The 25,452-nt window shown below is 75.0% G+C and carries 20 protein-coding genes and 1 pseudogene; 5 read left to right on the top strand and 16 right to left on the bottom strand.

The features are described 5' to 3' along the window. Positions 1–70 precede the first annotated feature (70 nt). The 7 genes from ACIA5F_RS18275 to ACIA5F_RS18245 all read right to left on the bottom strand — a co-directional run bounded on the left by ACIA5F_RS18275 (position 71) and on the right by ACIA5F_RS18245 (position 9,031). Positions 71–1,135: a proline racemase family protein gene (locus ACIA5F_RS18275; protein WP_399354068.1), complete on the bottom strand. Its 1,065-nt coding sequence runs from the start codon at positions 1,133–1,135 to the stop codon at positions 71–73. Beyond that, positions 1,132–2,136: a proline racemase family protein gene (locus ACIA5F_RS18270; protein ID WP_399354066.1), complete on the bottom strand. Its 1,005-nt coding sequence runs from the start codon at positions 2,134–2,136 to the stop codon at positions 1,132–1,134. The genes ACIA5F_RS18275 and ACIA5F_RS18270 overlap by 4 nt, the downstream gene beginning before the upstream one ends. 182 nt (positions 2,137–2,318) lie before the next feature. Further along, positions 2,319–3,248 carry a dihydrodipicolinate synthase family protein gene (locus ACIA5F_RS18265; protein ID WP_399354064.1) on the bottom strand — a complete coding sequence of 310 codons (930 nt, stop codon included), beginning with the start codon at positions 3,246–3,248 and terminating at the stop codon, positions 2,319–2,321. Between the two features lie 179 nt (positions 3,249–3,427). Next, a complete protein-coding gene (locus tag ACIA5F_RS18260) occupies positions 3,428–4,873 on the bottom strand; it encodes an NAD(P)/FAD-dependent oxidoreductase (protein WP_399354225.1) in 1,446 nt (481 codons plus the stop codon). Between the two features lie 28 nt (positions 4,874–4,901). Beyond that, positions 4,902–5,309 (bottom strand): (2Fe-2S)-binding protein, encoded by a 408-nt coding sequence (locus ACIA5F_RS18255; protein WP_399354062.1) that lies wholly within the window; start codon positions 5,307–5,309, stop codon positions 4,902–4,904. Beyond that, complete coding sequence (locus ACIA5F_RS18250) at positions 5,306–6,490, bottom strand: NAD(P)/FAD-dependent oxidoreductase (RefSeq protein WP_399354060.1); 1,185 nt, start codon at positions 6,488–6,490, stop codon at positions 5,306–5,308. The genes ACIA5F_RS18255 and ACIA5F_RS18250 overlap by 4 nt, the downstream gene beginning before the upstream one ends. Before the next feature lie 138 nt (positions 6,491–6,628). Beyond that, positions 6,629–9,031 carry a collagenase gene (locus ACIA5F_RS18245; RefSeq protein WP_399354058.1) on the bottom strand — a complete coding sequence of 801 codons (2,403 nt, stop codon included), beginning with the start codon at positions 9,029–9,031 and terminating at the stop codon, positions 6,629–6,631. A 362-nt stretch (positions 9,032–9,393) separates the two neighbouring features. Here ACIA5F_RS18245 and ACIA5F_RS18240 point away from each other — a divergent pair, with 362 nt between their 5' ends. Beyond that, entirely contained in the window at positions 9,394–10,803 is a 1,410-nt protein-coding gene (locus ACIA5F_RS18240) for an aminopeptidase P family protein (protein WP_399354056.1), read from the top strand. Between the two features lie 101 nt (positions 10,804–10,904). On the opposite strand, the gene ACIA5F_RS18235 is transcribed toward ACIA5F_RS18240, so the two are convergent. Together ACIA5F_RS18235 and ACIA5F_RS18230 are read right to left on the bottom strand one after the other, a co-directional pair. Then, complete coding sequence (locus ACIA5F_RS18235) at positions 10,905–11,303, bottom strand: RidA family protein (RefSeq protein ID WP_399354054.1); 399 nt, start codon at positions 11,301–11,303, stop codon at positions 10,905–10,907. After that, a complete protein-coding gene (locus ACIA5F_RS18230) occupies positions 11,300–12,496 on the bottom strand; it encodes an acyl-CoA dehydrogenase family protein (RefSeq protein WP_399354052.1) in 1,197 nt (398 codons plus the stop codon). Before ACIA5F_RS18230 ends, ACIA5F_RS18235 begins: the two co-directional genes overlap by 4 nt. Positions 12,497–12,624: 128 nt before the next feature. Between ACIA5F_RS18230 and ACIA5F_RS18225 the strand changes: the two genes are divergently transcribed. The 3 genes from ACIA5F_RS18225 to ACIA5F_RS18215 are packed head-to-tail and all read left to right on the top strand — an operon-like array spanning position 12,625 to position 16,043. Beyond that, on the top strand, positions 12,625–14,319 hold the full coding sequence (locus ACIA5F_RS18225; RefSeq protein ID WP_399354050.1) for an AMP-binding protein: 1,695 nt from the start codon (positions 12,625–12,627) through the stop codon (positions 14,317–14,319). A 4-nt stretch (positions 14,320–14,323) separates the two neighbouring features. After that, positions 14,324–15,145 (top strand): PaaX family transcriptional regulator C-terminal domain-containing protein, encoded by an 822-nt coding sequence (locus tag ACIA5F_RS18220; protein ID WP_399354048.1) that lies wholly within the window; start codon positions 14,324–14,326, stop codon positions 15,143–15,145. Positions 15,146–15,203: 58 nt separating this feature from the next. Continuing rightward, on the top strand, positions 15,204–16,043 hold the full coding sequence (locus ACIA5F_RS18215; RefSeq protein ID WP_399354046.1) for a GNAT family N-acetyltransferase: 840 nt from the start codon (positions 15,204–15,206) through the stop codon (positions 16,041–16,043). Between the two features lie 52 nt (positions 16,044–16,095). Here the strand turns inward: ACIA5F_RS18215 and ACIA5F_RS18210 are convergent, their stop codons facing one another. Further along, entirely contained in the window at positions 16,096–18,420 is a 2,325-nt protein-coding gene (locus ACIA5F_RS18210; RefSeq protein WP_399354044.1) for a bifunctional salicylyl-CoA 5-hydroxylase/oxidoreductase, read from the bottom strand. 4 nt (positions 18,421–18,424) lie between these two features. Then, entirely contained in the window at positions 18,425–19,252 is an 828-nt protein-coding gene (locus tag ACIA5F_RS18205) for an enoyl-CoA hydratase family protein (RefSeq protein ID WP_399354042.1), read from the bottom strand. Between the two features lie 73 nt (positions 19,253–19,325). Here ACIA5F_RS18205 and ACIA5F_RS18200 point away from each other — a divergent pair. Further along, a pseudogene (locus ACIA5F_RS18200) lies at positions 19,326–19,568 on the top strand (ATP-binding protein); the annotation flags it as partial. A gap of 62 nt (positions 19,569–19,630) precedes the next feature. Here ACIA5F_RS18200 and argF read toward each other — a convergent pair. From argF to ACIA5F_RS18175, 5 genes are all read right to left on the bottom strand, one after another. Further along, positions 19,631–20,677, bottom strand: coding sequence for an ornithine carbamoyltransferase (argF, locus tag ACIA5F_RS18195; protein ID WP_399354223.1), 1,047 nt, complete (start codon positions 20,675–20,677; stop codon positions 19,631–19,633). Between the two features lie 142 nt (positions 20,678–20,819). Next, positions 20,820–22,046, bottom strand: a complete 1,227-nt coding sequence (locus ACIA5F_RS18190; RefSeq protein WP_399354040.1) for an arginine deiminase — start codon at positions 22,044–22,046, stop codon at positions 20,820–20,822. Positions 22,047–22,134: 88 nt separating this feature from the next. Beyond that, positions 22,135–22,632, bottom strand: a complete 498-nt coding sequence (locus tag ACIA5F_RS18185; RefSeq protein WP_399354038.1) for a hypothetical protein — start codon at positions 22,630–22,632, stop codon at positions 22,135–22,137. 180 nt (positions 22,633–22,812) lie between these two features. After that, on the bottom strand, positions 22,813–24,237 hold the full coding sequence (gene rox / locus ACIA5F_RS18180; RefSeq protein ID WP_399354036.1) for a rifampin monooxygenase: 1,425 nt from the start codon (positions 24,235–24,237) through the stop codon (positions 22,813–22,815). Positions 24,238–24,492: 255 nt separating this feature from the next. Next, positions 24,493–25,416 carry an LLM class F420-dependent oxidoreductase gene (locus ACIA5F_RS18175; protein WP_399354034.1) on the bottom strand — a complete coding sequence of 308 codons (924 nt, stop codon included), beginning with the start codon at positions 25,414–25,416 and terminating at the stop codon, positions 24,493–24,495. Positions 25,417–25,452: the final 36 nt, after the last annotated feature.

Raw genomic sequence — 25,452 nt, 5'->3', positions numbered from 1 at the left:
GACGCCGCAACCGCTCCGGCCTCGCAGGAACAGGCACCCGCGCCCGCGCCCGCACCCGCGCCAGTTCCCGTCAAAGCAGGAACCCGGTGTCGAGGGCGTCGTGCGGGGCGGTGAAGAAGGTGTGTTCGCCCGTCCGGTACGCCGTGCCCGTGACCTCGGTGACCAGCCCGCCTTCCGCCTTCCCCGGCAGAATCCGCCCGGTGAAGACCGTCCCCGCGACCGATTCGTGCAGCAGCTCCCGGCCCGCCGGGAGCCGTCCGTCCTCCGCCAGCAGCACGAGCCGGGCCGAGGTGCCCGAGCCGCAGGGCGAGCGGTCGATCTGCCCGTCGGCGAAGACGGTGACGTTGCGCTGGTGCGGCCCGAACGGGGTGTCGGGCAGATCCTCGTGGAGGATCACCCCGTAGACCCCCGAGAGGAGCGCTCCCCCGGGATGCCAGGCGGCCGGGTGCGCGGCGAGCGCGGCCCGGATCTCCCGCCCGGCCCGGACCAGCGCGGGCAGCGCCGCCGGGGAGACCTCCAGGCCGAGGTCGCGGGCGGCGACGGAGGCGTAACAGGCCCCGGCGTGCGCGATGTCCACCTCGGCGAGCCCGAGGGTGGTGGCGACGGGAATCCTGCGGGCGCCCACCCGGGCCGGGACGTTGCGGAAGGCGACCCCGGTGGTGCGCCCGGCGTCGCGCCGGACGGTGGCGGTGACCCGGCCGGACGGCACGTCGATGCGCACCCGCGTCTCCCCGTCGTCCGGGGCCGCGACCCGGCCGCTCTCCACGGCCCACGCCCCGAGCGCCATGGTGCCGTGGCCGCAGGCGGTGGACCAGCCGTCCTTGTGCCAGAAGAGCGCCCCGAAGTGGGCCCCCTCGTCGTCCGCCGGGACGACGAACCCGCCGTACATCCCGGCGTGGCCGCGCGGCTCCCGTACGAGGAGCCTGCGGACGTCGTCCAGCGCGCTCCGGCGCGGGGCGGTCCCGGACCCGCCCGGTCCGATGGCGGCGGCGCAGCGCTCGGCGACGCTCTCCCCGGGGACGGCCGGGAACCCCTCGGCGGTGGTGTCGACGATCCGGAACGGCTCGCCCGCGGTGTGGTAGTCGGTGGTCCGCAGACCGGTGAGGGGCAGCGCGGTGGCGCGCGGTGGGGTCACAGCAGGAAGCCGGCGGGGAAGGGGTCGCGGGGGTCGAGGAAGTACTGGGCGGTGCCGGTGATCCAGGCCCGCCCGGTCACCGTGGGGACGACGGCCGGGAGCCCGCCGACGGTGGTCTCCCCGACCAGCCGGCCGGTGAACTCGGTGCCGATGAAGGACTCGTTGACGAAGTCGGCGCCGAGTTCCAGCAGGCCGCGGGCGTGCAGCTGGGCCATGCGCGCGCTGGTGCCCGTACCGCAGGGCGAGCGGTCGAACCAGCCGGGGTGGATGGCCATGGCGTGCCGGGAGCGGCGGGCGTCGGAGCCGGGGGCGGCGAGGTAGACGTGCTTGACCCCGGCGATGGAGGGGTCCTCGGGGTGGACGGGGCGGTCGGCGCCCGCGTTGACGGCGTCCATGACCGCGAGTCCGGCGGCGAGCAGTGCGTCCCCCCGGGCGCGGTCGAAGGGGAGGCCGAGGGAGTCGAGTTCGACGAAGGCGTAGAAGTTGCCGCCGTAGGCGAGGTCGTAGGCGACCGTGCCGAGGCCGGGGACCTCGGTCTTCAGGCCGAGTCCGGCGCAGTAGGAGGGGACGTTGGTGAGGGTGACGGCGGTGGCGGCGCCGTCCTCGACCCGGACGTCGACGCTCACCGGCCCGGCCGGGGTGTCGAGCCGGACGGTGGTGACCGGTTCGGTGACGGGCACCATGCCGGTCTCGACCAGGACGGTGGCGACCCCGATGGTCCCGTGCCCGCACATGGGCAGCAGCCCCGACACCTCTATGTAGAGGACGCCGAAGTCGGCGTCGGGCCGGGTGGGGGGCTGGAGGATCGCGCCGCTCATCGCGGCGTGGCCGCGCGGCTCGTACATGAGCAGGGTCCGGACGTGGTCCATGTGCTCGATGAAGTGGAGCCGCTTCTCGGCCATGGTGGCGCCGGGGATCACCCCGACCCCGCCGGTGATCACCCGCGTCGGCATGCCCTCGGTGTGCGAGTCCACCGCGTGGTAGACGTGACGTGTGCGCATGGGGTCCCCCCTGGGAGCTGGTGCCGCGTCGGGCGACGTTCGCCCGTCGAGGAGCGGCGTCCGGTGCGTGGTCCCGGCGTGTCGGCCGGAAGTCCTCGTACGGGACGTACCTGGGCTTTCGGCCGGTACGGCGGGAGTGCGTGCCGGGCGTCGCGACGGGGCGGACGTTGCCCGACGCGGCACTAGTTGAGGCCCTCGGCGAGGGCCTTTTCGGTGGCGGCGCGGACGGCTGCGCCCGTCTCCCCGGTGAGCGGGAGGCGCGGCGGGCGGGTGGGGCCGCCGGGGCGGCCCGCGAGGTCCATGGAGACCTTGATGGCCTGGACGAACTCGGTCCTGGAGTCCCAGCGGAGCAGTGCGTGCAGGGACCGGTAGAGCGGCAGGGCGGCGGTGAGGTCGCCGCCGACGGCGGCGCGGTAGAGCGTGGCGCAGGAGCGGGGCAGGGCGTTGGGGTAGCCGGCGATCCAGCCGACCGCGCCCGCGAGGGCGAGTTCGAGCAGGACGTCGTCGGCGCCGACGAGCAGGTCGAGGCCGGGGGCGAGTTCGGCGATCTCGTAGGCGCGGCGGACGTCCCCGCTGAACTCCTTCACGGCGACGATGCTCGCGTCGGCGTGGAGGCGGGCGAGCAGGGCCGGGGTCAGGTCCACCTTGGTGTCGAAGGGGTTGTTGTAGGCGACGACGGGCAGCCCGGCGCGGGCGACCTCGGCGAAGTGGGCGCGTACGGCGTCCTCCTCGGCCCGGAAGGCGTTGGGGGGCAGGAGCAGGACGGAGCCGGCGCCGGCCTCGGCGGCCTGGTCGGCCCAGCGGCGGGCCTCGGCGCTGCCGTAGGCGGAGACCCCGGGCATGACGCGGGCTCCGTCGCCCGCGGCCTCGACGGCGGTGCGCACGACCCGGGCGCGTTCTTCGTCGGTGAGGGTCTGGTACTCGCCGAGGGAGCCGTTGGGGACGACGCCGTCGCAGCCGTTGGCGATCAGCCAGGCGACGTGTGCGGCGTAGGCGTCGTAGTCGACGGTGAGGTCCGTGCGCAGGGGCAGCGTGGTGGCGACCATGATTCCGCGCCAGGGGCGGGTGCGGGGCGCGGGGGTGTCCGTGGTGGCGTGCGCGGGGGTGGTCATGAGTGGGCTCCCTAGAGTGATGTGTGACATTTTATTAAGTGGCGCAAGGCGGCCACAAGGGTCCGGACGCGCCGGATCGGTGCCCCGTCAGGGAGACGGACCGGGGAGACGGACCGGGGCGGCGGGCGGATCAGGACAGGAGACGGGCAAGCGGGTGGACGGGCCGTCAGGCGGCCTGGTCAGTCTCCGGCGGGCGGCAGTCCGGCCAGGTGGCGCAGCGGGACCGGGCAGGACAGCGGCCGGCGGTCGGGCGCGGGTTCCTCCCCGGCGAGGGCCGCGACGGCCGGACCGCACATCCGGCCCTGGCACCAGCCCATACCGGCCCGGGTGAGCAGTTTGACGGTACGGGCGTCCCGTGCGCCGAGGCCCTCGACGGCCTCCCTGATCCGGCCCGCCGGGACCTCCTCGCACCGGCACACGACGGCCCCGTCCGGGAGCCAGCCGGTCCAGCCTTCGCCGGGCCGGTGGGCGGCGGACATCGCCCCGGCGAAGGCCCGCAGCCGGGCCCGGCGGCGCAGGAGCGCGGCGGGGGCGGGCCGTCCGGCGGCCGAGTGGGCGGCGATCTCCCCCTCGGTGAGGGCCAGTCGGGCCCCGCCGATGCCGCCGGTCTCCCCGGCGGACCAGATGCCGGGGACGGAGGTGCGCTGGCCCGCGTCGAGCTCCAGGACGACGGTGGCGTCGCGGTCGCGGCGGGTGGCGCAGCCGAGGCCGGTGGCCAGTTCCAGCTGGGGCACGAGCCCGTGGCCGACGGCGAGGGAGTCGCAGGGAATCCGGCGGGCGGTGCCGGGCAGCGGGCGCCAGTCCCGGCCGAGCCGGGCCACGGTGACGGCCTCGACCCGGTCGGTCCCGTGCGCCTCGGTGACGGCGTGCCGGGTGAGGAGCCGGATGTGACGGCGGAGCAGGGCCCCGCCGTACGTGGCGCCTTCGGCGAGTTTGCCGGGGTTGCGCAGCAGGGCGGGGAGCCGGCCCGCGTAGGCGGTGTAGTGCGCGGCCTCCACCACGGCGGGCACGGTGGCTCCGGCGGCGGCGAGGGAGCCGGCCACGGCGAGCAGCAGCGGGCCGCTCCCGGCGACGACGGTCCGGCGGCCCGGCAGCACCAGGCCGCTCTTGAGCATCGCCTGCGCCCCGCCCGCCCCGACCACCCCGGGCAGGGTCCAGCCGGGGAAGGGCAGGTGCCGCTCGTGGGCCCCGGTGGCGAGGAGCACGGCACGGGCCCGGACGGTCGCGGCGGCCTCCTCGGGCCCGGCGACGGCGTGCAGCCGCCAGCCGACGCCGACGCCGTCACCGTCGCTGTCACCGGCGTCGTCGCCGTCCGGGACCACCGTCCAGACGTGGTGGCCGGGCAGGTAGGTGATCCGGCCGGCCGACACGTGGGCGCGCAGGGCCGCTTCGCGGCGGGCGAAGGCGGCCCAGTCGTGGTGCAGGGCCTCGGGCCGGGCCGCGCCGAGTCCGGGCGCGGGGTGGCGGTAGTACTGCCCGCCGGGCCGCTCCCCCGCGTCGAGCAGAGTGACGCGCAGGCCCAGCCCGGCGGCCGTGACGGCGGCGGCCAGCCCGGCCGGACCCGCCCCGACGACGGCGAGCCCGCAGACCCCGCCGGGGCCGGAGGCGACGCCGGTACCCGGCAGCGGGCCGGGTTCGGCCGCCCGGCCGGGGTCAGACGCCGAGTTCGGCACGGCCGGTCCCCTCCTGGGTGGTGACGGTGTCCCCGGGCCCGGCGGGCACGAGGCAGGCACGCTGGTTCGGGCGGCCGTTGACGGTGACGAGGCAGTCGTGGCAACTGCCGGTCCCGCAGAACGCGCCGCGCGGGGCGCCGCCTTCGCGAGTGGTGCGCCAGGCGAGGATTCCGGCGTTCCACAGCACGGCGGCGATGCTCTGCCCCGGCTGCGCGGGCAGTTCCCGGCCGTCGAAGGCGAGGGTGTGCCGGTCGGCCGGGCCCCCGCCGACCAGGGACCGGGGTGTCCGGGCCCGCCCCCGGCGGAACCGGGTGAGGAACCAGGTACGGTCCCGGTCCCGGTCCCGGTCCGGGTCCGGGTCCGGGTCCCGTCCCTGTGCGCCGTTCATCGGTGGTCCTCCTCGGGTACGGTGACCGCCGCGAAGCGGTCCGGGCGGAACGGGCCGGGGTCCAGGGCGGGTTCGGCCCCGGTGAGGGCGGCGGCGATCAGCAGGCCCGTGGCGGGGGCCAGGCCGATGCCCGCGCCCTCGTGGCCGCAGGCGTGCAGCAGCCCGGGGCGGCGCGGGTCCAAGCCGATCGCCGGGAGGTGGTCGGGCAGGTAGGGCCGGAAGCCGTGGTAGGCCCGCATCACCCGGACGTCGGCGAGGACCGGGAAGAGGGCCGCCGCCTGGGCGGCGAGCCGGCGCAGGGCCTCGGTGGACAGGCTCCGGTCGAAGCCGACCCGCTCCCTGGTGGCCCCGATCAGCACCGGGCCCGCCGGGGTCCCCTCGACCACCGCCGAGGACTGGAGGGAGGCGGAGCCGCTGGCCACGTCCGCGATGTAGTCGGCGGCGTAGACCTTGTGGCGGACGACCCTCGGCAGCGGTTCGGTCACCAGGACGAAGCCCCGGCGCGGCAGGACGGGCAGGGTGACCCCGGCGAGCGAGGCGATCCGGCCGCCCCAGGTGCCCGCGGCGTTGACCACGGCCGGGGCCAGGAGTTCGCGGTACGGGGTGCGGACACCCCGTACGGGTCCGGGCGGGGCCCCGCGTCCGGTGTCGTGGAGGAAGCCCGTCACCTCCTCGCCCAGGTACACCCGGGCCCCCGAGGCGGCCAGGAGCCGGGCCGCCGCCTGGGCTGGCTGGACCTGGGCGTCCTGCGGGTAGTGGAACCCGCCCGCCAGGCCGGGGGCCAGGTGCGGTTCCCGCTCCCGCAGGCCGTCCGCGCCCACCTCGACCGCCTCGGCCCCGGCCGCGCGCTGGCCCCGGGCGAAGGCCCGCAGCGCCCCGGCCGCGGCCTCGTCCGGGGCGACGACGAGGCCGCCCTTGGCCTCGTACTCGATCTCCCGGGGCAGGACGGCGGCGAGTTCGCGCCAGAGCCGCGACGAGAGCAGGGCGAGGTCGAGTTCGGGTCCGGGTTCCTTGTCGGAGACCAGCAGGTTGCCCTCGCCGGCGCCCGTGGTGCCGCCCGCGACGGGGCCCCGGTCGACCACGGCGACGGAGAGTCCGGCGCGGGCGGCGTAGTACGCGCACGCGGCGCCGACCACACCCGCGCCGATGATCACGGCGTCCAGGGAGTCTCTCTTGGGCACGGCAGTAATATGTCACATTCTTTCTTGACTGGGCAGGTGTGCGACCAGGCCGGTCCCACCCCCGTCCGACGACGGGACCGGCCTGGTCCGGATCAGCTACGGATCAGCTGTGGATCAACCGCAGGTTCAGCTACGGGGTCAGCCGCGGAGCGGGCCCTCACAGCTGAAAGCCGACGTCCCCGCCGCCCTGTTGGACCAGATCTCCACCGGGCCGAAGGAACAGTTCATGTCGGCCAGGTTGTTCGAGGCGGCGCCCGCCCGGTCGAGGAGGAAGTAGTCGACCGTCTCCGACATGTCCTTGAAGTTCTGGTCGTCGCTGCGCCAGTCCTTCAGGTTGGCCGTGATCCGGCCGGTACAGGTGAAGCGCCGCTTGCCCGGGTCGCCGTTCTCCACGCAGTCCGGGGTGTTGTACGTGGCCGTGGCGAAGGAGGACTTCACCGACGCGAGCGCGGAGTCGCGCAGCCGCTCGACGGGGGTGAAGACGGTGTTCGGCACGTAGAGCTGGTCGACCTTGGCGATCTGCGCGTCGAGGAACCGGTCGTAGCCGCTCTGGAGCCCCGGGTCCGAGGCCGTGCGGGAGCGCCAGGCGTCGTACCCCGCCACGTCGTTCGCGCGCAGGCGGCCGTACATCTCGCGCAGCAGCGAGGGCCGCTCGGTCCACAGGAACTCGAAGAAGGTGCCCGCGTAGCTGTAGAAGCGGAAGCCGTCGCCGTCGTAGGTGGCGTTCAGGATCTGCCGGACGGTCATCCGCGGGCCGCCGCCGGACGTGTCCGCGATGACGCTCTTGACCAGGGACTTGCGGACCGCGACGCCGTTGTCGCGGGTGGCGCCGTCGAAGAACTCGGCGGTGCCCTCGTCCATGGCGGTCGTCCGGTCGTTCTGGTACCAGGGGCCCTCGCCGAAGAAGCCGGGGACGGCGTAGCGGCCGTTGAGGTAGTGCACGTACTCGTGGCGGAAGAGTTCTTCGAGGGTGAGGGAGGAGTCCTGGGGGACGCGGCGCTGGTAGGTGTAGAAGGTGGCGCCGTTCTCGATGTAGATGCCGCCGTTGTCGGTGTCGTAGCCGGTCAGGATCGGGTGGTAGTTCTCGTAGTCGGCGCGGGAGCCGTACAGGACGATGTTCAGGGTGGTGTTGGGGTCGCCCGCCAGGGGCTGTTCGGTGCCCAGGACGCGGTGGAACTGCGCCTTCACCTGCTTGCTCGCGTAGTAGAGCTGGTCGACGGTGGCCCGGTCGAGGCCGGTGCGGACCTTGATGGCGCCGTTGTCGTAGGTGTAGGTGTAGGGGAAGATCCGCTTCTCGATGTCCTCCTTGCAGACCCCGTACGGCTTGCAGGCGTCGTAGTAGTTGAGCCAGGAGACGAGCTTCGCCCACTGCTCGCTGCCGTCGCCGAAGACGGACGTGACGGGTTCCAGCAGGGCTCCGAGGTCGGCGGCGACCTGGCCCTGGAGCCCCGCGACCTGGCCGAAGCGGCCGTACTCGCCGAGCGCGTCGCGCGCCACCCAGGAGTTGGCGGTGCCCTTCAGGTGGGCGTAGGAGGCGAACGCCTTGAAGGCGGCGCGGTACGGGGCGTCGCCCGCCACCGCGGTGTGGAAGGCGGTGTCCTGGTTGCCCGGGTAGACGCCGAGGTAGTTGACGGAGAGCGCGGCGAGGGCGGCTCCGGCCCAGGTGGCGTCGAGGTGGGTGGCGGGGTGGGCCGGGTCCATGGTGGCCAGGACCTTCTTGATCAGCCCGAGCTGGTGCTGGCGCAGGCCGGGCGCGCTCGCGGCGGTGAGGGCCTCGCGCAGGGTGCTCGCGTTGGCGTCGGTGACGTCGAAGGTGCGGGGGGCGGCGGCGAAGTCGGCGACGGCCCGGCGCATGGCGTCCACGGTCGGGGCGTCGGTGATGTCTATCTCGGAGCGCGAGAAGTCGTGGTAGGCGACCGCGTGCAGGTAGGTGAACATCTCCTCCAGGTGGGAGGAGTTGCGGCCGTCGTGGGCGGCGGCCAGGCTCGATATCCGGCGCGAGACGGCCTGGACGTGGGCGTCGGACATCACGGGGACCAGCCGGGCGTCCCAGGTCCATATCAGGCCGCGCAGGCAGCCGTCGGCGAGGACGGCCGGGTCGGCGAGGAAGTCCGCGAACTGCTCCGGGGCGAGCCGGGTGATCCCGTCGAGGGTGCAGGGGACGGCGAAGCCGAGGCTGCGCGCGACGGGCGCGGCCGGGGCGGGCGCCGGGCTCTTCCCGGCCGGCGCGGCGGCGACGGCGGGCCCGGGCACCTGGCCTGCGGCGGAGGCGTCGGCGGAGGCGTCGGCCCGGCCGCCACCGGGGGCCGGGGCGGGCGCCGGGGCGGAGGCGGAGGCGGAGGCGAGGCGTTCGACCTCGTCGAAAGGGTTCCCCGCGCCGGGCCCGGGGGCGCCCTGGGCGAAGGCCCCGGGGGCGGCGGCCGGAAGGGCGGCGGCCGGGGCTTCGTCGGCCCGGGTCACGGCCTGGCCGGCGGTGGCGAGGAGGGTGACCGCGACGGCGGTGGCGAGGAGGGACGTACGCACAGCTCTGTGCTGGGACACCAAGAACTCCTGGTGGGAGGGGAGGTGGGGGACATGGTGCGTGCGGTGCCGTGGTGCGTGCGGTGCGTGCGGTGCGGCGGTACGTGCGGTGCGCGCCCCGGAGGGGCGCCGCGGTGCGGACGGGGCGCGGCGTGCGGAACGTGCTCCGGTGCGTGCGTGAACGGCCGTGCGAGGACAGGTCGTACGAGGACGTGCCGCACGAGGGCATCGCGGCCGGAGCGGTACCGCCGGGGAGCGATTTCGCGTGGACTGCCCTGCGTCACACGGTGTTTCATGGGGATGAACGCACCGTTGTGTGAGCTGTAACATAGTAATGTGAAATTGCACTGACAAGCCCTGTGCGCCCACCAGTTCGCATCTTCATGAGGGAGCCCCTGTTGTCCGACATCCCCTCGCACCTCCACACCGGAAGTCACGACCTGCCGGTGACACCGGAGTTCTCCCGGTTCATGACGGCGGGCTGGGCCGCGTCACCGCTGCCCGACGCCGCGCGCGTACCCGCCCACGCGCTCACCCCGGCCCGCCGTGCCCGGCTCTCGGCGCTCTTCCCCGGCGAGCGGCTGATCGTCCCCGCCGGGGAACTCACCGTCCGCTCCAACGACTGCGACCACCGCTTCCGCCCGCACAGCGCGTACGCCTGGCTGACGGGCCTGACGGGCGAGGAGCAGGCGGGCCACGTCCTGGTGCTGGAGCCCTCGGGCCCGCACGCCCACGAGGCGGTGCTGTACCTGCGCCCGCGCTCGCCCCGGACGGGCGGGAGCGAGGAGTTCCACCGCGACCGCCGGTACGGGGAGTTCTGGGTCGGCCGCAGGCCCGACCTGGCGGAGGCCGAGCAGCTGACCGGCATCCGCTGCGCCCGCCTGGACCACCTGGACCGGCCGGACCGCCCGGGCGGCGCCCCCGGCCGCGACGCCTCCCGCGACCCCGCGCTGGCCACCGCCCTGGCGGAGCTGCGCCTGGTCAAGGACGCGTGGGAGGTCGGACAGCTCCAGCAGGCCGTCGACCACACGACGGCGGGGTTCGAGGACGTCGTACGGGCGCTCCCCCGGGCCCTGGCCCATCCGCGCGGGGAGCGCTGGATCGAGGGGGTCTTCGGCCTGCGCGCGCGGGCCGAGGGCAACGGCACCGGGTACGAGACGATCGCGGCGTCGGGCGCCCACGCCTGCGTCCTGCACTGGATTCGCAACGACGGCCGGCTGGACCGGGGCGACCTGCTGCTCCTGGACGCGGGCGTGGAGACGGACACCCTGTACACGGCGGACATCACCCGCACCCTGCCGCTGTCGGGCCGCTTCTCCCCCGTCCAGCGGCAGGTGTACGAACTGGTGCTGGCCGCGCAGGAGGCGGGCATCGCGGCCCTGCGCCCGGGGGCGGCCTTCCGCGACTTCCACCGGGCCGCGATGCGGGTGATCGCCGAGGGGCTGGCCGAGTGGGGCGTCCTGAAGCACCCGGAGGGCGATCTGCACCGGCGGTACACGCTGTGCGGCAGCGGGCACATGCTGGGCCTGGACGTGCACGACTGCGCGAAGGCGCGGGCGGCGAGCTACCTGGACGGGGTGCTGGAGGAGGGCCAGGTCCTGACGGTGGAGCCGGGCCTCTACCTCCAGCCGGACGACGAGACCCTCCCGGCCGAGCTGCGCGGCATCGGCGTCCGCATCGAGGACGACCTCGTCGTCACGGCGGACGGCGCCCGCCTGATGTCGGGGGCGCTGCCGCGCACGGTGACGGGCATCGAGGAGTGGATGGGCACCCTGCTCGACACCCGTCCCTGAGCACACCCCTGAGCACACCCCTGAGTCCGCCGCCCGCGCGCGGCGCCCCGCCCCGTCCCGGCGTCACGGCCCGGTACGGCCCGGTACGGCCACAGCCACCGCTACGGCAGGACCGCGACGCCGTCGATCTCGACCAGGGCCTGTTCGTCCCAGAGGCGCACCACGCCGATGACGGCCATGGCCGGGTAGTCGCGGCCCGCCAGCCGGCGCCAGATCCGGCCCAGTTCGGCCGCGTGGGCCCGGTACTGCGCCACGTCCACCGCGTAGACGGTGACCCGGGCCAGGCAGGCCGGGTCGCCGCCCGCCGCGGCGAGGGCGGCCAGGAGGTTGGCCAGGGCGCGGGCGAACTGCTCCGGCAGGCTCCGTCCCACCACCGTGCCCGTACGGTCCAGCGCCGTCTGGCCCGCCAGGAAGACCAGCCGGGTGCCGGTGACGGCGACCGCGTGGGAGAAGCCCGAAGGCGGCGCCAGTCCGGCCGGGTTGACCCGCTCCAGGCTCATCGGGCGGCCACCTGCGCGTACAGCTCCCTGGCGATGATCGTGCGCTGGACCTCGCTCGCCCCCTCGTAGATCCGCGGGGCCCGGACCTCCCGGTAGAGGTGTTCGAGCAGGTGGCCGCGGCGCAGGGCGACGGCCCCGTGGAGCTGGACCGCGTGGTCCACCACGTACTGGGCCGTCTCCGTCGCCAGCAGCTTCGCCATCGCGGCCCGGCGCGGGAGGTCCGGGGCGCCGCTGTCGTGGGCCGCGGCGGCGGCGTACACCAGCAGCCGGGCCGCCTCGGTGCGCGTGGCCATCTCGGCGACCCGGTGCCCCACCGCCTGGAGGTCGCTCAGGGTTGCGCCGAACGCGGTCCGGCCCGCCGTGTACGCGAGCGTCGCGTCCAGCGCGGCCCGTGCCATGCCCACCGCGAAGGCGCCGACGCTCGGCCGGAAGAGGTTCAGGGTGTCCATCGCGACGCGAAAGCCCCGGCCGGGCTCGCCCAGCAGGTCCTGCGGGCCGACCGGGACCCCGTCGAAGGAGAGGGTGCCGATGGGGTGCGGGGAGAGCATGTCGAGGGGTTCGCCGGAGAGTCCGGGCCGGGCCGCCGGGACGAGGAAGGCCGTCACCCCCTTCGCCCCCGGGCCCTCGCCGGTCCGGGCGAAGACCGTGTAGAAGTCCGCCTCCGGGGCGTTGGAGATCCAGCACTTCTCACCGCTGAGCCGCCAGCCGCCGCGCCCCGCGCCACCACCCGTACCCGCGCCGGTACCTCCGGCCGTACCGCCCGCACCGCCCGCGCCGGCCCGGTCGTCCGGGACCGCCGCCAGCGTCAGCGCCGCCGCGTCCGAGCCCGCTCCCGGCTCGCTCAGCGCGAAGGCCGCCACCGCGCGCCCGGCGCGCACCTCCGGGAGCCAGCGCTCCCGCTGCGCCGCGCTCCCCGCCCGCAGCACCGGGTACGCCCCCAGCCCCTGGAGGGCCAGCGCCGTCTCGGCCTCCGTGCAGCCGTAGGCGAGGGACTCGCGCAGCAGGCACAGGTCCAGCGCGCCCGAGGTGAAGACCCGGTCGAGCAGGCCCTCCTCGCCCAGGGCCGCGAGCAGCGGGCGGTTGACCCGCCCCGGTTCCCCCTCCCGCGCCAGCGTCCTCAGCCGTCCGGCCGCGAGGGCGCGCAGGTGCCCGCACCACTCCTCCTGGTCCGCCCCGAGCGCGAATCCCGTCATCCGGCATCCCCGTATCTATCGCGTCCTGTTGACTGCCGTCATCATCACGATACGCTCGTGGCGCCACCACCCGGCCGGCTCCACCGTTTTCCGCCCACCCCGGACCTCCTCTAGGGGGCGCACCCGCCTTGGAGCTCAAGCCCTCCGCCCACACCGACACCTTCACCCGCGACCACCTGCCACCCGCCGACGCCTGGCCGCGGCTCCTCTTCGAACTGCCCGGACTGGCCTACCCGGACCGCCTGAACTGCGGGGCCGAACTGCTCGACACCACCATCTCCCGGTTCGGGGCGGACCGCCCGGCCTTCCGCTCCGGCGGCGGCGAGGTGTGGACGTACGGCGCGCTGCGCGACCGGGTGGACCGGCTCGCCCGGGTCCTCACCACCGATCTCGGCGTGGTCCCCGGCAACCGGGTGCTGCTGCGCGGGCCCACCGGCCCGTGGCTCGCGGCCTGCTGGCTCGCGGTGATGAAGGCGGGCGCGGTGGCCGTCACCGTCCTGGCCGAGCAGCGGGCGCGGGAGCTGGCCGCGATCTGCGCGGCGGCCCGGGTGGGCCACGCCCTGTGCCACGCGGACGCGCTGGACGACCTGACCGCCGCCGGGGTCCCGGGGCTGCGGGTCACCGCGTACGGGGGCGGGGGCCCGGACGACCTGCTGCGGCTGGCCGAGCGCCGTCCGGGGGTCTTCACGGCCGTCGGGACCTCCGCCGACGACGTCGCCCTGATCGCCTTCACCTCCGGCACCACCGGACGGCCCAAGGGCTGCATGCACTTCCACCGCGACCTCCTCGCCGTCGCCGACACCTTCTCCCGTACCGTCCTGCGCCCCCGCCCCGACGACGTCTTCGCCGGCAGCCCGCCGCTCGGCTTCACCTTCGGCCTGGGCGGGCTGGTCGTCTTCCCGCTGCGGGCCGGTGCCTGCTCGCTGCTGCTGGAACGGGCGGGGCCCCGCCAGCTGCTGCCCGCGCTCGCCGAGCACCGGGTCTCGGTCGTGCTGACCGCGCCCACCGCCTACCGCGCGATGCTGGACGAGCTGGGCCCGTACGACACGGGCGCGGACGGCACGGGCACGGGCGCGTACGGCACCGGCGGCCACGACCTCTCCGCGCTGCGCCGCTGCGTCTCGGCGGGCGAGAACCTGCCCGCCGCGACCTGGCGGGCCTGGTACGCGCGGACCGGCCTGCGGATCATCAACGGCATCGGCGCCACCGAGCTGCTGCACATCTTCATCTCCGCCGCCGACGAGGACATCCGCCCCGGTACGACCGGCCGGGCGGTGCCGGGCTGGGAGGCCCGCGTGGTGGACCGGGCCGGGCTGCCGGTCCCGGACGGCGAGCCGGGGCTGCTGGCCGTGCGCGGCCCGGTGGGCTGCCGGTACCTGGCCGACGAGCGGCAGGGCGAGTACGTGCGGGACGGCTGGAACCTGACCGGCGACACCTACGTCCGCGACGCGCAGGGGTACTTCCGGTACGTCGCCCGCGCCGACGACATGATCGTGTCGGCCGGGTACAACATCGCGGGCCCGGAGGTCGAGGAGGCCCTGCTGCGCCATCCGGACGTGGTGGAGGCGGCCGTCGTCGGCCGGCCCGACGAGCGGCGCGGGCAGATCGTCGTCGCGTACACCGTCACCCGCAGGGGCTCGGCGGTGACGGAGGAGGCGCTGCGCGCCTTCGTGCGGGCCGAGCTGGCCCCGTACAAGTGCCCGCGCGCCTTCGTCTTCGTCCCCGCCCTCCCCCGGACCGGGACGGGCAAACTGCAACGCTTCCGGCTGCGCGGCGAAGACCCTGCCCGACCGGTCCGGCCTGCCGGGCACGACCTACAGTGAACCCGTGGCCGAACCGCACACCCCACGATCCCTGATCGTCACGTTCTACGGAGCCTACGGGCGGGCCTTCGAGGGCCCGGTCCCGGTCTCCGCGCTGGTCCGCCTGGTCGGCGCGGCGGGCGTGGACGCCCCCGCGGTCCGCTCGTCGGTGTCCCGGCTGAAGCGGCGCGGCTTCCTGCTGCCCGCGCGCGCCGCGGACGGGTCGGCGGGGTACGCGCTGTCCGGGGAGGCGCGGCAACTGCTGGACGACGGCGACCGGCGCATCTACGGCCCGGTCCGCGGCTCCACCGGCTCCACCGGCTCCGCGCACCCGTGGCTGCTGGCGGTCTTCTCCGTCCCCGAACAGGAGCGCAGCAAACGGCACCTGCTGCGCTCGCGGCTGGCCGGGCTGGGCTTCGGCGCGGTCGCGCCGGGCGTGTGGATCGCCCCGGCCCACCTGTACGAGGAGACCGGCCACACCCTGGACCGGCTGCGCCTGACGCAGTACGTGGACCTCTTCCGCGGCCCCCACCTCGGCTTCGCCCCGACCGCCGAGGCGGTGGCCCGCTGGTGGGAGCTGCCGGCCCTGGCCAAGCGGTACGAGGACTTCCTCGACCTGCACGAACCCGTCCTGCGCGCCCTCCTGTCGGGCCCTGCCCCGACGCCGCAGGACGCCTACCGGCGCTACCTGCCGGCCCTGGACACCTGGCGGCGCCTCCCCTACGCCGACCCGGGCCTGCCGCGCGAGCTGCTCCCGGCCGACTGGCCGGGCGACCGCGCGGCGGCGGTCTTCGACGAGCTCCACACCCGGCTGCGGGACCTCGGGTCGCGGTTCGCCCGGCCGTGAGGGTCCCGCCCCGGGAAAACCGGGTGCGCCGGGCCCCGCCCGGACCCGACGATGGGTCATGACCTGGACTTTCACCACTGATCTGGCGGCATACCTGGCCGCCGCGGGCCCGGCCGTGGCCGCGCGGCCCGTCACCGGAACCCTCCTGCTGACCACGGCCGACACGCTGGCGCGGCACGGTCCGCACGCCTTCGGGGACACCGATCCCGTCTTCGGCTGGTGGACCGGCGCCGGCGGGGAGGTCGCCGGGGGCCTGCTGTGCACCCCGCCGTATCCGCTGCTGCTCGGCGCGGTGCCCCCGGAGGCGGTCCGGGCGCTGGGGGCGGCGCTCGCCGCCGAGCCGCTGCTCGCCGGGGTCGGCGGGTTCAACGCCCGCCGCGCCGACGCCCTGACGCTGGCCGGGTGCTGGGGGCGGCCGTCCCGGGTCGCCGAGGAGAACCGCGTCTACCGGCTGGCCGCGCTGGTCCCCCCGGCCCCGGCCCCGGCCGGACGGGCGCGGCGCGCGACGGAGGCGGACCTGCCGCTGCTGCGGGAGTGGACCGAGGCGTTCAACGAGGACATCGGCCGGCCGGGCCCCGCCTCGGAGGCCGCCCTGCGCGACCGGCTCTCGTACGGCGGCCTGCTGCTCTGGGAGCGGGACGGGACCCCGCTCTCGCTGGCCTCCTTCTCGCGCCCGCTCGGCCCGTCCGCCCGGGTCGGCCCCGTCTACACCCCGCCCGGGGCCCGCCGTCACGGTTACGCGGCCGGGGTCACGCACGCGGCGAGCGAAGCGGCGTACGCGGCCGGGGCCACGGAGGTGCTGCTCTTCACCGACCTGACCGACCCGACCAGCAACGGCGTCTACCTGCGCCTGGGATACGTGCCGGCCGAGGACCGCACGGAGGTCGTCGCCGCGTGAGCGCGCCCGCGCGACCGGCGCCACGCGACCGGCACCGCTCCCCGGGGCCGGGTCAGCCGCGGCCGGTGGGGGGCGGGCGGCTGCCCGCGCGGTAGGGGGCGGGCCAGGGGGCGGCCGGGCCCTCGTAGGACTGCTCGGCCGCCGCGTGCAGCGTCCAGTGGGGGTCGTAGAGGTGGGGGCGGCCGATCGCGCAGAGGTCGGCGCGCCCGGCCAGCAGCAGGGAGTTCACGTCGTCCCAGGAGGAGATGGCGCCGACCGCGATGACGGGGACGGCCAGCGCGTTGCGAATCCGGTCGGCGTAGGGGGTCTGGTACGAGCGCCCGTACTCCGGGGTCTCGTCCGCGACCACCTGGCCGGTCGACACGTCGACGGCGTCCGCGCCGTGGGCGGCGAAGGCGGCGGCGATCTCCACGGACTCCTCGGGCCCGGTGCCGCCCGGGGCCCAGTCGGTCGCCGACAGCCGGACCGTCATCGGGCGGTCCGCGGGCCAGACGGCGCGGACCGCGTCGAAGACCTCCAGCGGGAGGCGGAGGCGGTTCTCCAGGCAGCCGCCGTAGGCGTCGGTGCGGTGGTTGGTCAGCGGGGACAGGAAACCGGAGAGCAGGTAGCCGTGGGCGCAGTGCAGTTCCAGCAGGTCGAAGCCGCAGCCCGCGGCGCGGACGGCGGCGGCCTCGAAGTCGGCGACCACCGCCGCCAGGCCGGCGGTGGTCAGGGCGCGCGGGACGGCCGAGACGCCCGGCCGGTAGGGCAGCGCCGAGGCCGCCGTCAGCGGCCAGTTGCCCTCGGGGAGCGGGTCGTCCATCCCCTCCCACATCACCCGGGTCGAGCCCTTGCGGCCCGCGTGGCCGAGCTGGACGCCGAGCGCCGTGCCGGGCGCGCACGTGTGGACGAGGTCGGCGACGCGGGTCCAGGCCGCCGCCTGCTCCGCCGTGTACAGGCCCGCGCAGCCGGGGGTGATGCGGCCCTCGGCGCTGACGCAGACCATCTCGGTCATGACCAGCGCGGCCCCGCCCAGGGCCCGCGCGCCCAGGTGGGCCAGGTGGAAGTCGCCGGGGACGCCCTCCTTCGCCGAGTACACGTCCATCGGGGAGACCACGATGCGGTTGCGCAGGGTCAGCCCGCGCAGGGTGAACGGGGTGAACATCGGCGGCGTGCCCCGGTGGTCCGGGCCCTCCTGCGGGCAGCCGAACTCCCGTTCCACCGCGCGGGTGAACCGTTCGTCGCGCAGCCGCAGGTTGCCGTGGGTGACCCGGCGGCTGCGGGTGAGGAGGTTGAAGGCGAACTGCCGGGCGGGCTGGCCGGCGTAGAGGGCGATCTCCTCGAACCAGCGCATGCTGGCCGCGGCGGCCCGCTGGGTGCTGGCCACGGCGGGGCGCCGGGCCTCCTCGTAGGCGGCGAGCGCGGCCGGTACGTCCGCCTCCCCGGCCACGGCCCGGGAGAGCGCGAGCGCGTCCTCGACGGCCAGTTTGGTGCCGGAGCCGATGGAGAAGTGCGCGGTGTGCGCCGCGTCGCCGAGCAGGGTCACGTTGCCGTGCGACCAGTGCGCGTTCACGACGGTGCGAAAGCGTGTCCACGCCGAGCGGTTGCCGCGCAGCGGACGTCCGTGCAGGGCCTCGGCGAAGATCTTGGCGCAGCGGTCGGCCGACTCCGTCTCGTCGCACAGGTCGAACCCGGCCGCCCGCCACACCTCCTCCCGCATCTCGACGATCACCGTGGACGCGCCGGGGCGGCCCGGCGGGCCGGCGGGCCCCGGTGCGGGGTGGGGGCCGCCGGGTGGCGGGAGGAAGTAGGGGTAGGCGTGCAGCTGCACGATCCCGTGGCCGGTCTCGGCGGTCTCGAAGCGGAAGGCGTCGAAGGCGAAGTCGGCGGCGAGCCAGATGTACCGGCACCGGCCCTGCGTGACGGTCGGCCGGAAGTGGGCGGCCCCTCGCCGCCGGATGGCGCTGTGGACGCCGTCGGCCGCCACCACCAGGTCGTGGGTGTCCGCGAGGGTGCGGGTGTCCGGGGCCCGTGTGCGCGGGTGGAGGCGGACGCCGAGGCCGGTGCAGCGCTCGTGCAGGATCTCCAGGAGCCGGCGGCGGCCGAGGGCGGCGAAGCCGTGGCCGCCGGAGGTCAGCAGCCGGCCCCGGTGGACGATGTCGATGTCGTCCCAGCGCACGAACTCGGCGCTCAGCGCGGCGTGGACCTCCGCGTCGGCCGCTTCGATGCCGCCCAGGGTCTCGTCGGAGAGCACCACGCCGAAACCGAAGGTGTCCTCGGGTGCGCCCCGTTCCCAGAGTTCGACGGTGTGGCCCTGCCGGGCGAGCAGGGCGGCGGCGCAGAGCCCCCCGGGCCCGCCGCCCACGACGGCGATCCGCAGGATGTCACCGGCCGGCATCGCGTCACCTGCCCTTCCACCGCGGCGGCCGTTTCCCGGTGAAGGCCGCGTGGAACTCGGCGTAGTCCCGGCTGTTCATCAGCAGGGCCTGGGCGGCGGCGTCCAGCTCGACGGCGGCGGCCAGCGGCATGTCGAGCTCGGCGGTGAGCAGTGCCTTGGTCTGCGCGTACGCGAGGGCCGGGCCCGCGGCCAGGTGGGCGGCGAGCTCGGCGGCCCGTTCGTGGGCCCGGCCCTCCTCGGTGACCTCGCTGAGCAGGCCGATCCGCTCGGCCTCGGCGGCGCGTACGGGCTCTCCGAGCATCAGCAGCCGGGTGGCGTGGCCGAGGCCGACGACGCGGGGCAGCAGATAGGCGGCGCCCATGTCGCCGCCGGAGAGGCCGACGCGGGTGAAGAGGAAGGCGAAGCGGGCGCTGGGATCGGCGATCCGGAAGTCCGCGGCGAGGGCGAGGACGGCCCCGGCCCCGGCGGCCACCCCGTGCACGGCGGCGACGACCGGGAAGGGGCACTCCCGCAGGGCCCGCACCACCTGGCCGGTCATCCGGTTGAAGTCCAGGAGCTGGGCGGTGTCCATCGCGAGCGTGGCGCCGATGATCTCGTCCACGTCGCCGCCGGAGCAGAAGCCGCGTCCCTCACCGCCGAGGACGAGGGCGCGGACGGAGCGTTCCCGGGAGAGTTCGGCCAGCAGGTCGCGCAGGTCGGCGTAGGCGCCGAAGGTGAGCGCGTTGAGTTTCCCGGGGCGGTCGAGGGTGACGGTGGCCACGCCGTCCTGCCGGGTCACCCGCAGGTGGCGCCACCGTTCGGTCGCTGGTGCGGAACCGGTGAAAGGGCTCACACCGTCGACGGTATCACCGGAACATGACTGTCGTCAGAGAAGCGCGACAACTGTCGTCCGGGGCCTTCGTCCCGGCGCCCCGGTCGAGCTGGTCGTGGCGGTGCGGGCGGACGGCTGCCAGGTCGAGGTCCACGCCGGCGACCCCCGGCCGTACGGCCCGCTCGGGGCCCGCCAGGGCGACGCGCACCCCGACCCCTGGCAGGAGCACGGCCGCGGACTGCTGCTGATCCGGGCCCTGAGTTCCGCCTGCGGACACCGCCCCACCCCGCGCGGCAAGGCGGTGTGGTTCACCCTCCCGCTCCCGGCACGCGCGTGACCGTCGCGCCCGGCCCCCGTACGGCCGTGCGCGACGGTCACGCGCGTATGGCGCCCGCATGACTATGCGCCGGTCGGCGCTCCGCACCGGTCGAGGGGCGCGACCCCGGGCCGCACCAGGGTCGCGACCAGGACGGCCTTGATGGTGTGCAGCCGGTTCTCGGCCTCGTCGAAGACGACGGAGTGCTCCGACTCGAACACCTCGTCCGTCACCTCCAGCGAGTCCAGCCCGTGCCGCTCGTGGATCTCGCGGCCGACCGCGGTGCCGAGGTCGTGGAAGGCCGGCAGGCAGTGCAGGAACTTCACGTCCGGGTTGCCGGTGGCCCGCAGCACGTCCATGGTGACGGCGTACGGGGACAGGGCCGCGATGCGCTCGTCCCAGACCTCCTTGGGCTCGCCCATGGAGACCCATACGTCGGTGGCGACGAAATCGGCCCCGTCCACGCCCCGCGCGAGGTCCTCCGTCAGCGTGACCCGGGCCCCGCTGACGGCCGCGAGCTCGCGCGCCCGCGCCACCACGGCCTCGTCCGGCCAGTAGGCGCGGGGCGCGACGATCCGTACGTCCATGCCCAGCAGGGCGCCCGTCACCAGGTAGGAGTTGCCCATGTTGAAGCGGGCGTCGCCCAGGTAGGCGAAGGCGATCCGGTCGAGCGGCTCGGCACTGTGCTCGGTCATGGTGAGGACGTCGGCGAGCATCTGGGTGGGGTGCCAGTCGTCGGTGAGCCCGTTGAAGACGGGCACGCCGGAGTGGGCGGCGAGCTCCTCGACGGCCGCCTGGCTGTCGCCCCGGTACTCGATCCCGTCGAACATCCGGCCGAGCACCCGGGCGGTGTCCTTGACCGACTCCTTGTGGCCCATCTGGGAACCGGAGGGGTCGAGGTAGGTGGTGCGGGCGCCCTGGTCGGCCGCGGCGACCTCGAAGGCGCAGCGGGTGCGCGTCGAGGTCTTCTCGAAGATCAGCGCGATGTTCCTGCCCTGGAGCAGGGGCTGCTCCGTCCCGGCCCTGCGGGCCGCCTTGAGCGCGGCGGCGAGCTCGACGAGGCCGCGGAACTCGGCGGCGGTGAAGTCGAGCTCCTTGAGGAAACTGCGGCCGACGAGGTCGGTGGCCATGGGACGCTCCAGAGTCACGGTGACAGGGGAATCCTGGAAGCATATACGATTGACCGTATTGATATACAGAGCCCCGGGAAATCAGACCTCCCCGGGCCTGGCCGGGTCAGGTGGGGGCGGGGGCAACTGGGGCGGGGCAGGGTCAGACCGCGTCCCGCTCGACCGGACAGCTCATGCACCGCGGCCCGCCCCGTCCCCGCCCCAGCTCGCTGCCCGGGATCTCGATCACCTCGATGCCCTCCTTGCGCAGATGGGTGTTGGTGGTGACGTTCCGCTCGTACGCGACCACCACCCCCGGCTCCACGGCCAGCACGTTGCAGCCGTCGTCCCACTGCTCGCGCTCCGCCGAGTGCACGTCCTGCCGGGCGGTCAGCACCCGGATCGCGTCCAGTCCGAGCGCCGCCGCGACGGCCCGGTGCATCCGCTCCGGCGGATGGTCGGTCACCTTCAGCTCGTGCGCCCCGGCACCCGGCTCGATCGTGTAGGAGCGGAGCATGCCGAGCCCCGCGTACTGGGTGAACGTGTCGGCGTCGACCATCGTCATCACCGTGTCCAGGTGCATGAAGGCCCGCCGCTTCGGCATGTCGAGCGCCACGATGGCCCGCGCCGACCCGGCGGCGAACAGGCCGCGCGCCAGCATCTCCACCGCCTGCGGCGTGGTGCGCTCGCTCATCCCGATCAGCACCGCGCCGTTGCCGATGACCAGGACGTCCCCGCCCTCGATCGTCGACGGGTAGTCCACCTGCCCCTGCGACCAGTAGTGGAAGGCGCCGGAGGAGGTGAAGAGCGGGTGGTGGCGGTAGATCGCCTCGAAGTGGACGGTCTCGCGCTGCCGGGCCGGCCAGCGCATGGCGTTGACGGACACGCCGTCGTAGATCCAGGCGGAGGTGTCACGGGTGAAGAGGTGGTTGGGGAGCGGGCCCAGCAGGAACCCGTCCAGCTCCAGCGCGTGGAACCGGACCGACACCGGCTCGGTGTGCCGCTCCAGGAACTCCCGCTTGGTCATCCCGCCGATCAGCGCCTCGGCCAGCGCGTCCGAGGCCATCGCGTCGAAGGCCGACCGCAGGTGGCCGGTGGCGAGCGGCCCGTACTCCTTCTCGTCGAACACCCGGTCCAGGACGAGGTGGCGGGCCTCCGGGATCTCCAGCACCTCGCCCAGCAGGTCGCCGAAGAGATGGACGTCCACGCCCCGGGCGCGCAGCACGTCCGCGAAGCCGTCGTGCTCCTGGCCGGCCCGGCGCACCCACAGCACGTCGTCGAAGAGGAGCGCGTCCTTGTTGCTCGGCGTGAGCCGCTTCAGCTCCAGGCCGGGCCGGTGGAGGATGACACGGCGGAGCCGCCCGGTCTCGGAGTCGACATGGAATCCCATGCCCTACACGGTCGCAGACCGGACGGCTTTTTGACCCGGGCCCTGCCCGGGCCCTGCCCGGGCCCTGCCGGCTCGGGACCCGCCGGCCTCAGCGCAGGCCGAGGAGGGCCGACGGCGTCCCGGTCAGCTCGGGGGCGGTCAGGCCCAGCTTGGGCGCGGTCAGGCCGGGCAGCCCGAGGCGGGAGCCGTCCGGCATGGCCAGCGGGACACCCAGGACCAGCCCCGGGGTCCGGGTCCGCACGGTCGTGGCCGGCGCTCCCACCGAACCCTCGCCGTCCGTCTCCGGACGCCCCAGCAGGTTCGGGACCGGCGAGGTGATGCGGGTGCTGCCGAGGTCGGCCGCGATGGGCACCGCCGGGATCAGCGGGGTGGGGAGCAGGTCTCCCGTGTGGTGGCGGGGCGCCTCGGGCGCTCCGACGACCGGGACCGGCACCCCGGTGGCCACGCGCGGGGTGTCCACGCCGAGCGTGGTCTCCACGGCCTCCAGCGGGACCCCGACCGGGACCCCGTCGGCCATGGCCGGGCCGGCCGCGCCGGCCGCGGCCATACAGGTCAGGAGCGCCGCGATGCTTCCGCGTGCGGTCATCTTCATAGGTGACGTTCCGTCCTTCCAGGGCGCGGACATTCCGCTGCCCTGGTTGAACGATCCCGCCGGTGGCTTTCCCGGAGTTCTCCGCGAAAGTTCCCCCATACGACCTAATCCGCCGCCGTACGGGGTGCGGGGACCCGCGGCACGGCGTAGAGGGGTGGCGCGGCACGGTTCCGCTCAGGCGGCGGCGCCGAACCACGTGGGCAGCCGTCCGAGCAGATCCCGCTGGTCCTCGCCGACCCACGCCACGTGGCCGTCCGGCCGCAGCAGTACCGCGGGCCCGTCCGGGTCCCCACCGGTGTCGACGACGTGGTCGACCCGGTCCGCCCAGCCCGCCACCGACAGCCGGCCGGTCCGGTCGAGCAGCAGCCCCCGGCCGCCGCGCATCAGCTCGTAGAGGCGGCCCCGCTCCAGCGGTACGTCGCGCAGCCGCCGGCCGAGCAGTTCGTGGCCCTCGCCGAAGTCGTAGCGGACCCCGATCGCGGTGATCTTCTCGATCAGGTGCCGGTTCACCTCCTCGAAGTCCATCAGCTCCGACACCAGCCGGCGCACGGCCCGGGCACCCGGCTCGGAGGACAGCAGCTCCATCTGCGCGCGGGTGTTGTCCAGCACGTCGGCGGCCACCGGGTGGCGTTCGGCGTGGTAGCTGTCCAGCAGCCCCTCGGGCGCCCAGCCGTTGACCTCGGCGGCCAGTTTCCAGCCGAGGTTGAACGCGTCCTGGACACCGAGGTTGAGGCCCTGCCCGCCGGTCGGCGGGTGGACGTGCGCCGCGTCCCCGGCCAGCAGGACCCGGCCGGTCCGGTAGCGATCGGCCAGCCGGGTGGCGTCGCCGAACCGGGAGAGCCAGCGCGGTGAGTGCACGCCGAAGTCGGTGCCCGCGAAGGCCCGCAGCCGCCGCCTGAACTCATCGAGGTCCGGCACGGCCGTGCGTTCCCCGGCCACCCCCTCGGCGGGCACGACGACGCGGTACACCCCCTCCCCCAGGGGCATGGCACCGAACCGCACCTGGGTCTTGCGGACCTCGGCCACCACGGCGGCCAGTGCCTGCGGCTCCACGGCCACCTCCACCTCGCCCAGCAGCGTCTCGACCCTGCTGGGCTCGCCGGGGAAACCGACGCCGAGCAGCTTGCGCACCGTGCTGCGGCCACCGTCGCAGCCGACGAGGTAGCGCGAGCGCAGCCGTGTGCCGTCGGCCAGCTCGGCGCTCACCCCGTCCGCGTCCTGGCTCAGCCCGACCAGTTCGCGGTCGCGCCGGATCTCGGCGCCGAGCTCGGTGGCGTGCTCGGTCAGCAGACGCTCGGTGACGCGCTGCGGAACGGCCAGGACATACGAATGCGCGGTGTCCAGCCGGTCCGGCCACGGCTTGTCGATACCGGCGAAGAACCCGCCGACCGCGAACTGTTCGCCGAGCGCGAGGAACCGCTCCAGCAGACCCCGCTGGTCCATCACCTCGACGCTGCGCACGTGCAGGCCGAGCGCACGGGACCGCCCGGTGGGCTCCGCCTCCTTCTCCAGCACGAGCACGCGCACGCCGTGCAACCTCAGCTCACCGGCCAGCATCAGGACGGTCGGTCCACCCCCGACAACGATCACATCGATCATCACAACTCCCGTTCCCGCAGGTCCTGGCCTCGGTCGGCGATTCTCCGCCACCACCAGGGCCTTGCCGCAAGCCCCCCTGCGAGCTATAACTTGAGAGTGGCAAGGAGTGGGTTACCTCCTTGCCTTTTCTTTTTCCGTCCCCTGCGCGCGGTGGTCCGGGGCCCCCGCCGCGTGGGTGGCACGGCCGACGCGGCGGGGCGGAAGGGCAGGGGCCCCGGGGTGCGGCCGGATGTGCGGGGTGCCGGGGGCGCTCGCTCAGCCGAGCTGGGACAGGACCTGGGCCGAGATCAGCTCCAGGTGGTCCAGGTCGCCGAGGTCCAGCAGCTGGAGGTAGACGCGGGAGGCGCCGACGGCCCCGTAGGCGCCGATCTTCTCCACGACCTCGGCCGGGGAGCCGGCCAGGCCGTTCGCCTTCAGCTCGTCCACCTCCCGGCCGATGGCGGCGGCCCGGCGGGCCACCTCCGCGTCGTCCTTGCCCACGCAGACCACGAGGGCGTTGGAGTAGACGAGGTCGTCCGCCTTGCGGCCGGCCTCCTCGGCGGCCTCCCGGACCCGGCCGAACTGCCGCTCGCTGTCCGCGATCGAGGCGAAGGGCATGTTGAACTCGTCCGCGTACCGGGCGGCGAGCCGGGGGGTGCGCTTCGCGCCGTGGCCGCCGACGAGGACGGGCACCTTGGCCTGGGCGGGCTTGGGCAGCGCGGGCGAGTTCTCCACCTGGTAGTAGGTGCCCGCGTAGTCGAAGGTGCGGCCGGGCCCGGTGGCCCACAGGCCGGTGACGATGGCCAGCTGCTCCTCCAGCCGCGCCATCCGCTCCGCCGGGAAGGGGATGCCGTACGCCTTGTGCTCCTCCTCGAACCAGCCCGCGCCCAGGCCCAGTTCGATCCTGCCGCCGGACATCTGGTCCACCTGGGCGACCTGGATGGCGAGGACGCCGGGCAGCCGGAAGGTACCGGCCGTCATCAGGGTGCCCAGCCGGATGCGCCGGGTCTCGCGGGCGAGGCCCGCGAGGGTGATCCAGGCGTCGGTGGGTCCGGGCAGGCCGTCGGCGGAACCCATGCTCAGGTAGTGGTCGGACCGGAAGAACGCGTCGAAGGACAGATCCTCGGCGGCCTTGGCGACGGTCAGGAGGGTGTCGTAGCTCGCGCCCTGCTGGGGCTCGGTGAAGATACGGAGATCCATGCCCCCATCCTGCCCCTCCCGCCCCCGCCGGGTGAA

Origin of the sequence: Streptomyces sp. NPDC051567 (genome assembly GCF_044454165.1) — a bacterium.
Classification (GTDB): domain Bacteria; phylum Actinomycetota; class Actinomycetes; order Streptomycetales; family Streptomycetaceae; genus Streptomyces.
The sequence above is the reverse complement of the archived record's forward strand: the minus strand, read 5'-3'. Positions and strand labels throughout refer to the sequence as shown.

Bases quoted from the DNA above. Each gene is read 5' to 3' on its own strand.
- ACIA5F_RS18270 (WP_399354066.1), bottom strand. From the start codon at position 2,136: ATGCGCACACGTCACGTCTACCACGCGGTGGACTCGCACACCGAGGGC.
- ACIA5F_RS18265 (WP_399354064.1), bottom strand. From the start codon at position 3,248: ATGACCACCCCCGCGCACGCCACCACGGACACCCCCGCGCCCCGCACC.
- ACIA5F_RS18255 (WP_399354062.1), bottom strand. From the start codon at position 5,309: ATGAACGGCGCACAGGGACGGGACCCGGACCCGGACCCGGACCGGGAC.
- ACIA5F_RS18240 (WP_399354056.1), top strand. From the start codon at position 9,394: ATGAGGGAGCCCCTGTTGTCCGACATCCCCTCGCACCTCCACACCGGA.
- ACIA5F_RS18235 (WP_399354054.1), bottom strand. From the start codon at position 11,303: ATGAGCCTGGAGCGGGTCAACCCGGCCGGACTGGCGCCGCCTTCGGGC.
- ACIA5F_RS18230 (WP_399354052.1), bottom strand. From the start codon at position 12,496: ATGACGGGATTCGCGCTCGGGGCGGACCAGGAGGAGTGGTGCGGGCAC.
- ACIA5F_RS18215 (WP_399354046.1), top strand. From the start codon at position 15,204: ATGACCTGGACTTTCACCACTGATCTGGCGGCATACCTGGCCGCCGCG.
- ACIA5F_RS18210 (WP_399354044.1), bottom strand. From the start codon at position 18,420: ATGCCGGCCGGTGACATCCTGCGGATCGCCGTCGTGGGCGGCGGGCCC.
- argF (WP_399354223.1), bottom strand. From the start codon at position 20,677: ATGGCCACCGACCTCGTCGGCCGCAGTTTCCTCAAGGAGCTCGACTTC.
- ACIA5F_RS18190 (WP_399354040.1), bottom strand. From the start codon at position 22,046: ATGGGATTCCATGTCGACTCCGAGACCGGGCGGCTCCGCCGTGTCATC.
- ACIA5F_RS18185 (WP_399354038.1), bottom strand. From the start codon at position 22,632: ATGACCGCACGCGGAAGCATCGCGGCGCTCCTGACCTGTATGGCCGCG.
- rox (WP_399354036.1), bottom strand. From the start codon at position 24,237: ATGATCGATGTGATCGTTGTCGGGGGTGGACCGACCGTCCTGATGCTG.
- ACIA5F_RS18175 (WP_399354034.1), bottom strand. From the start codon at position 25,416: ATGGATCTCCGTATCTTCACCGAGCCCCAGCAGGGCGCGAGCTACGAC.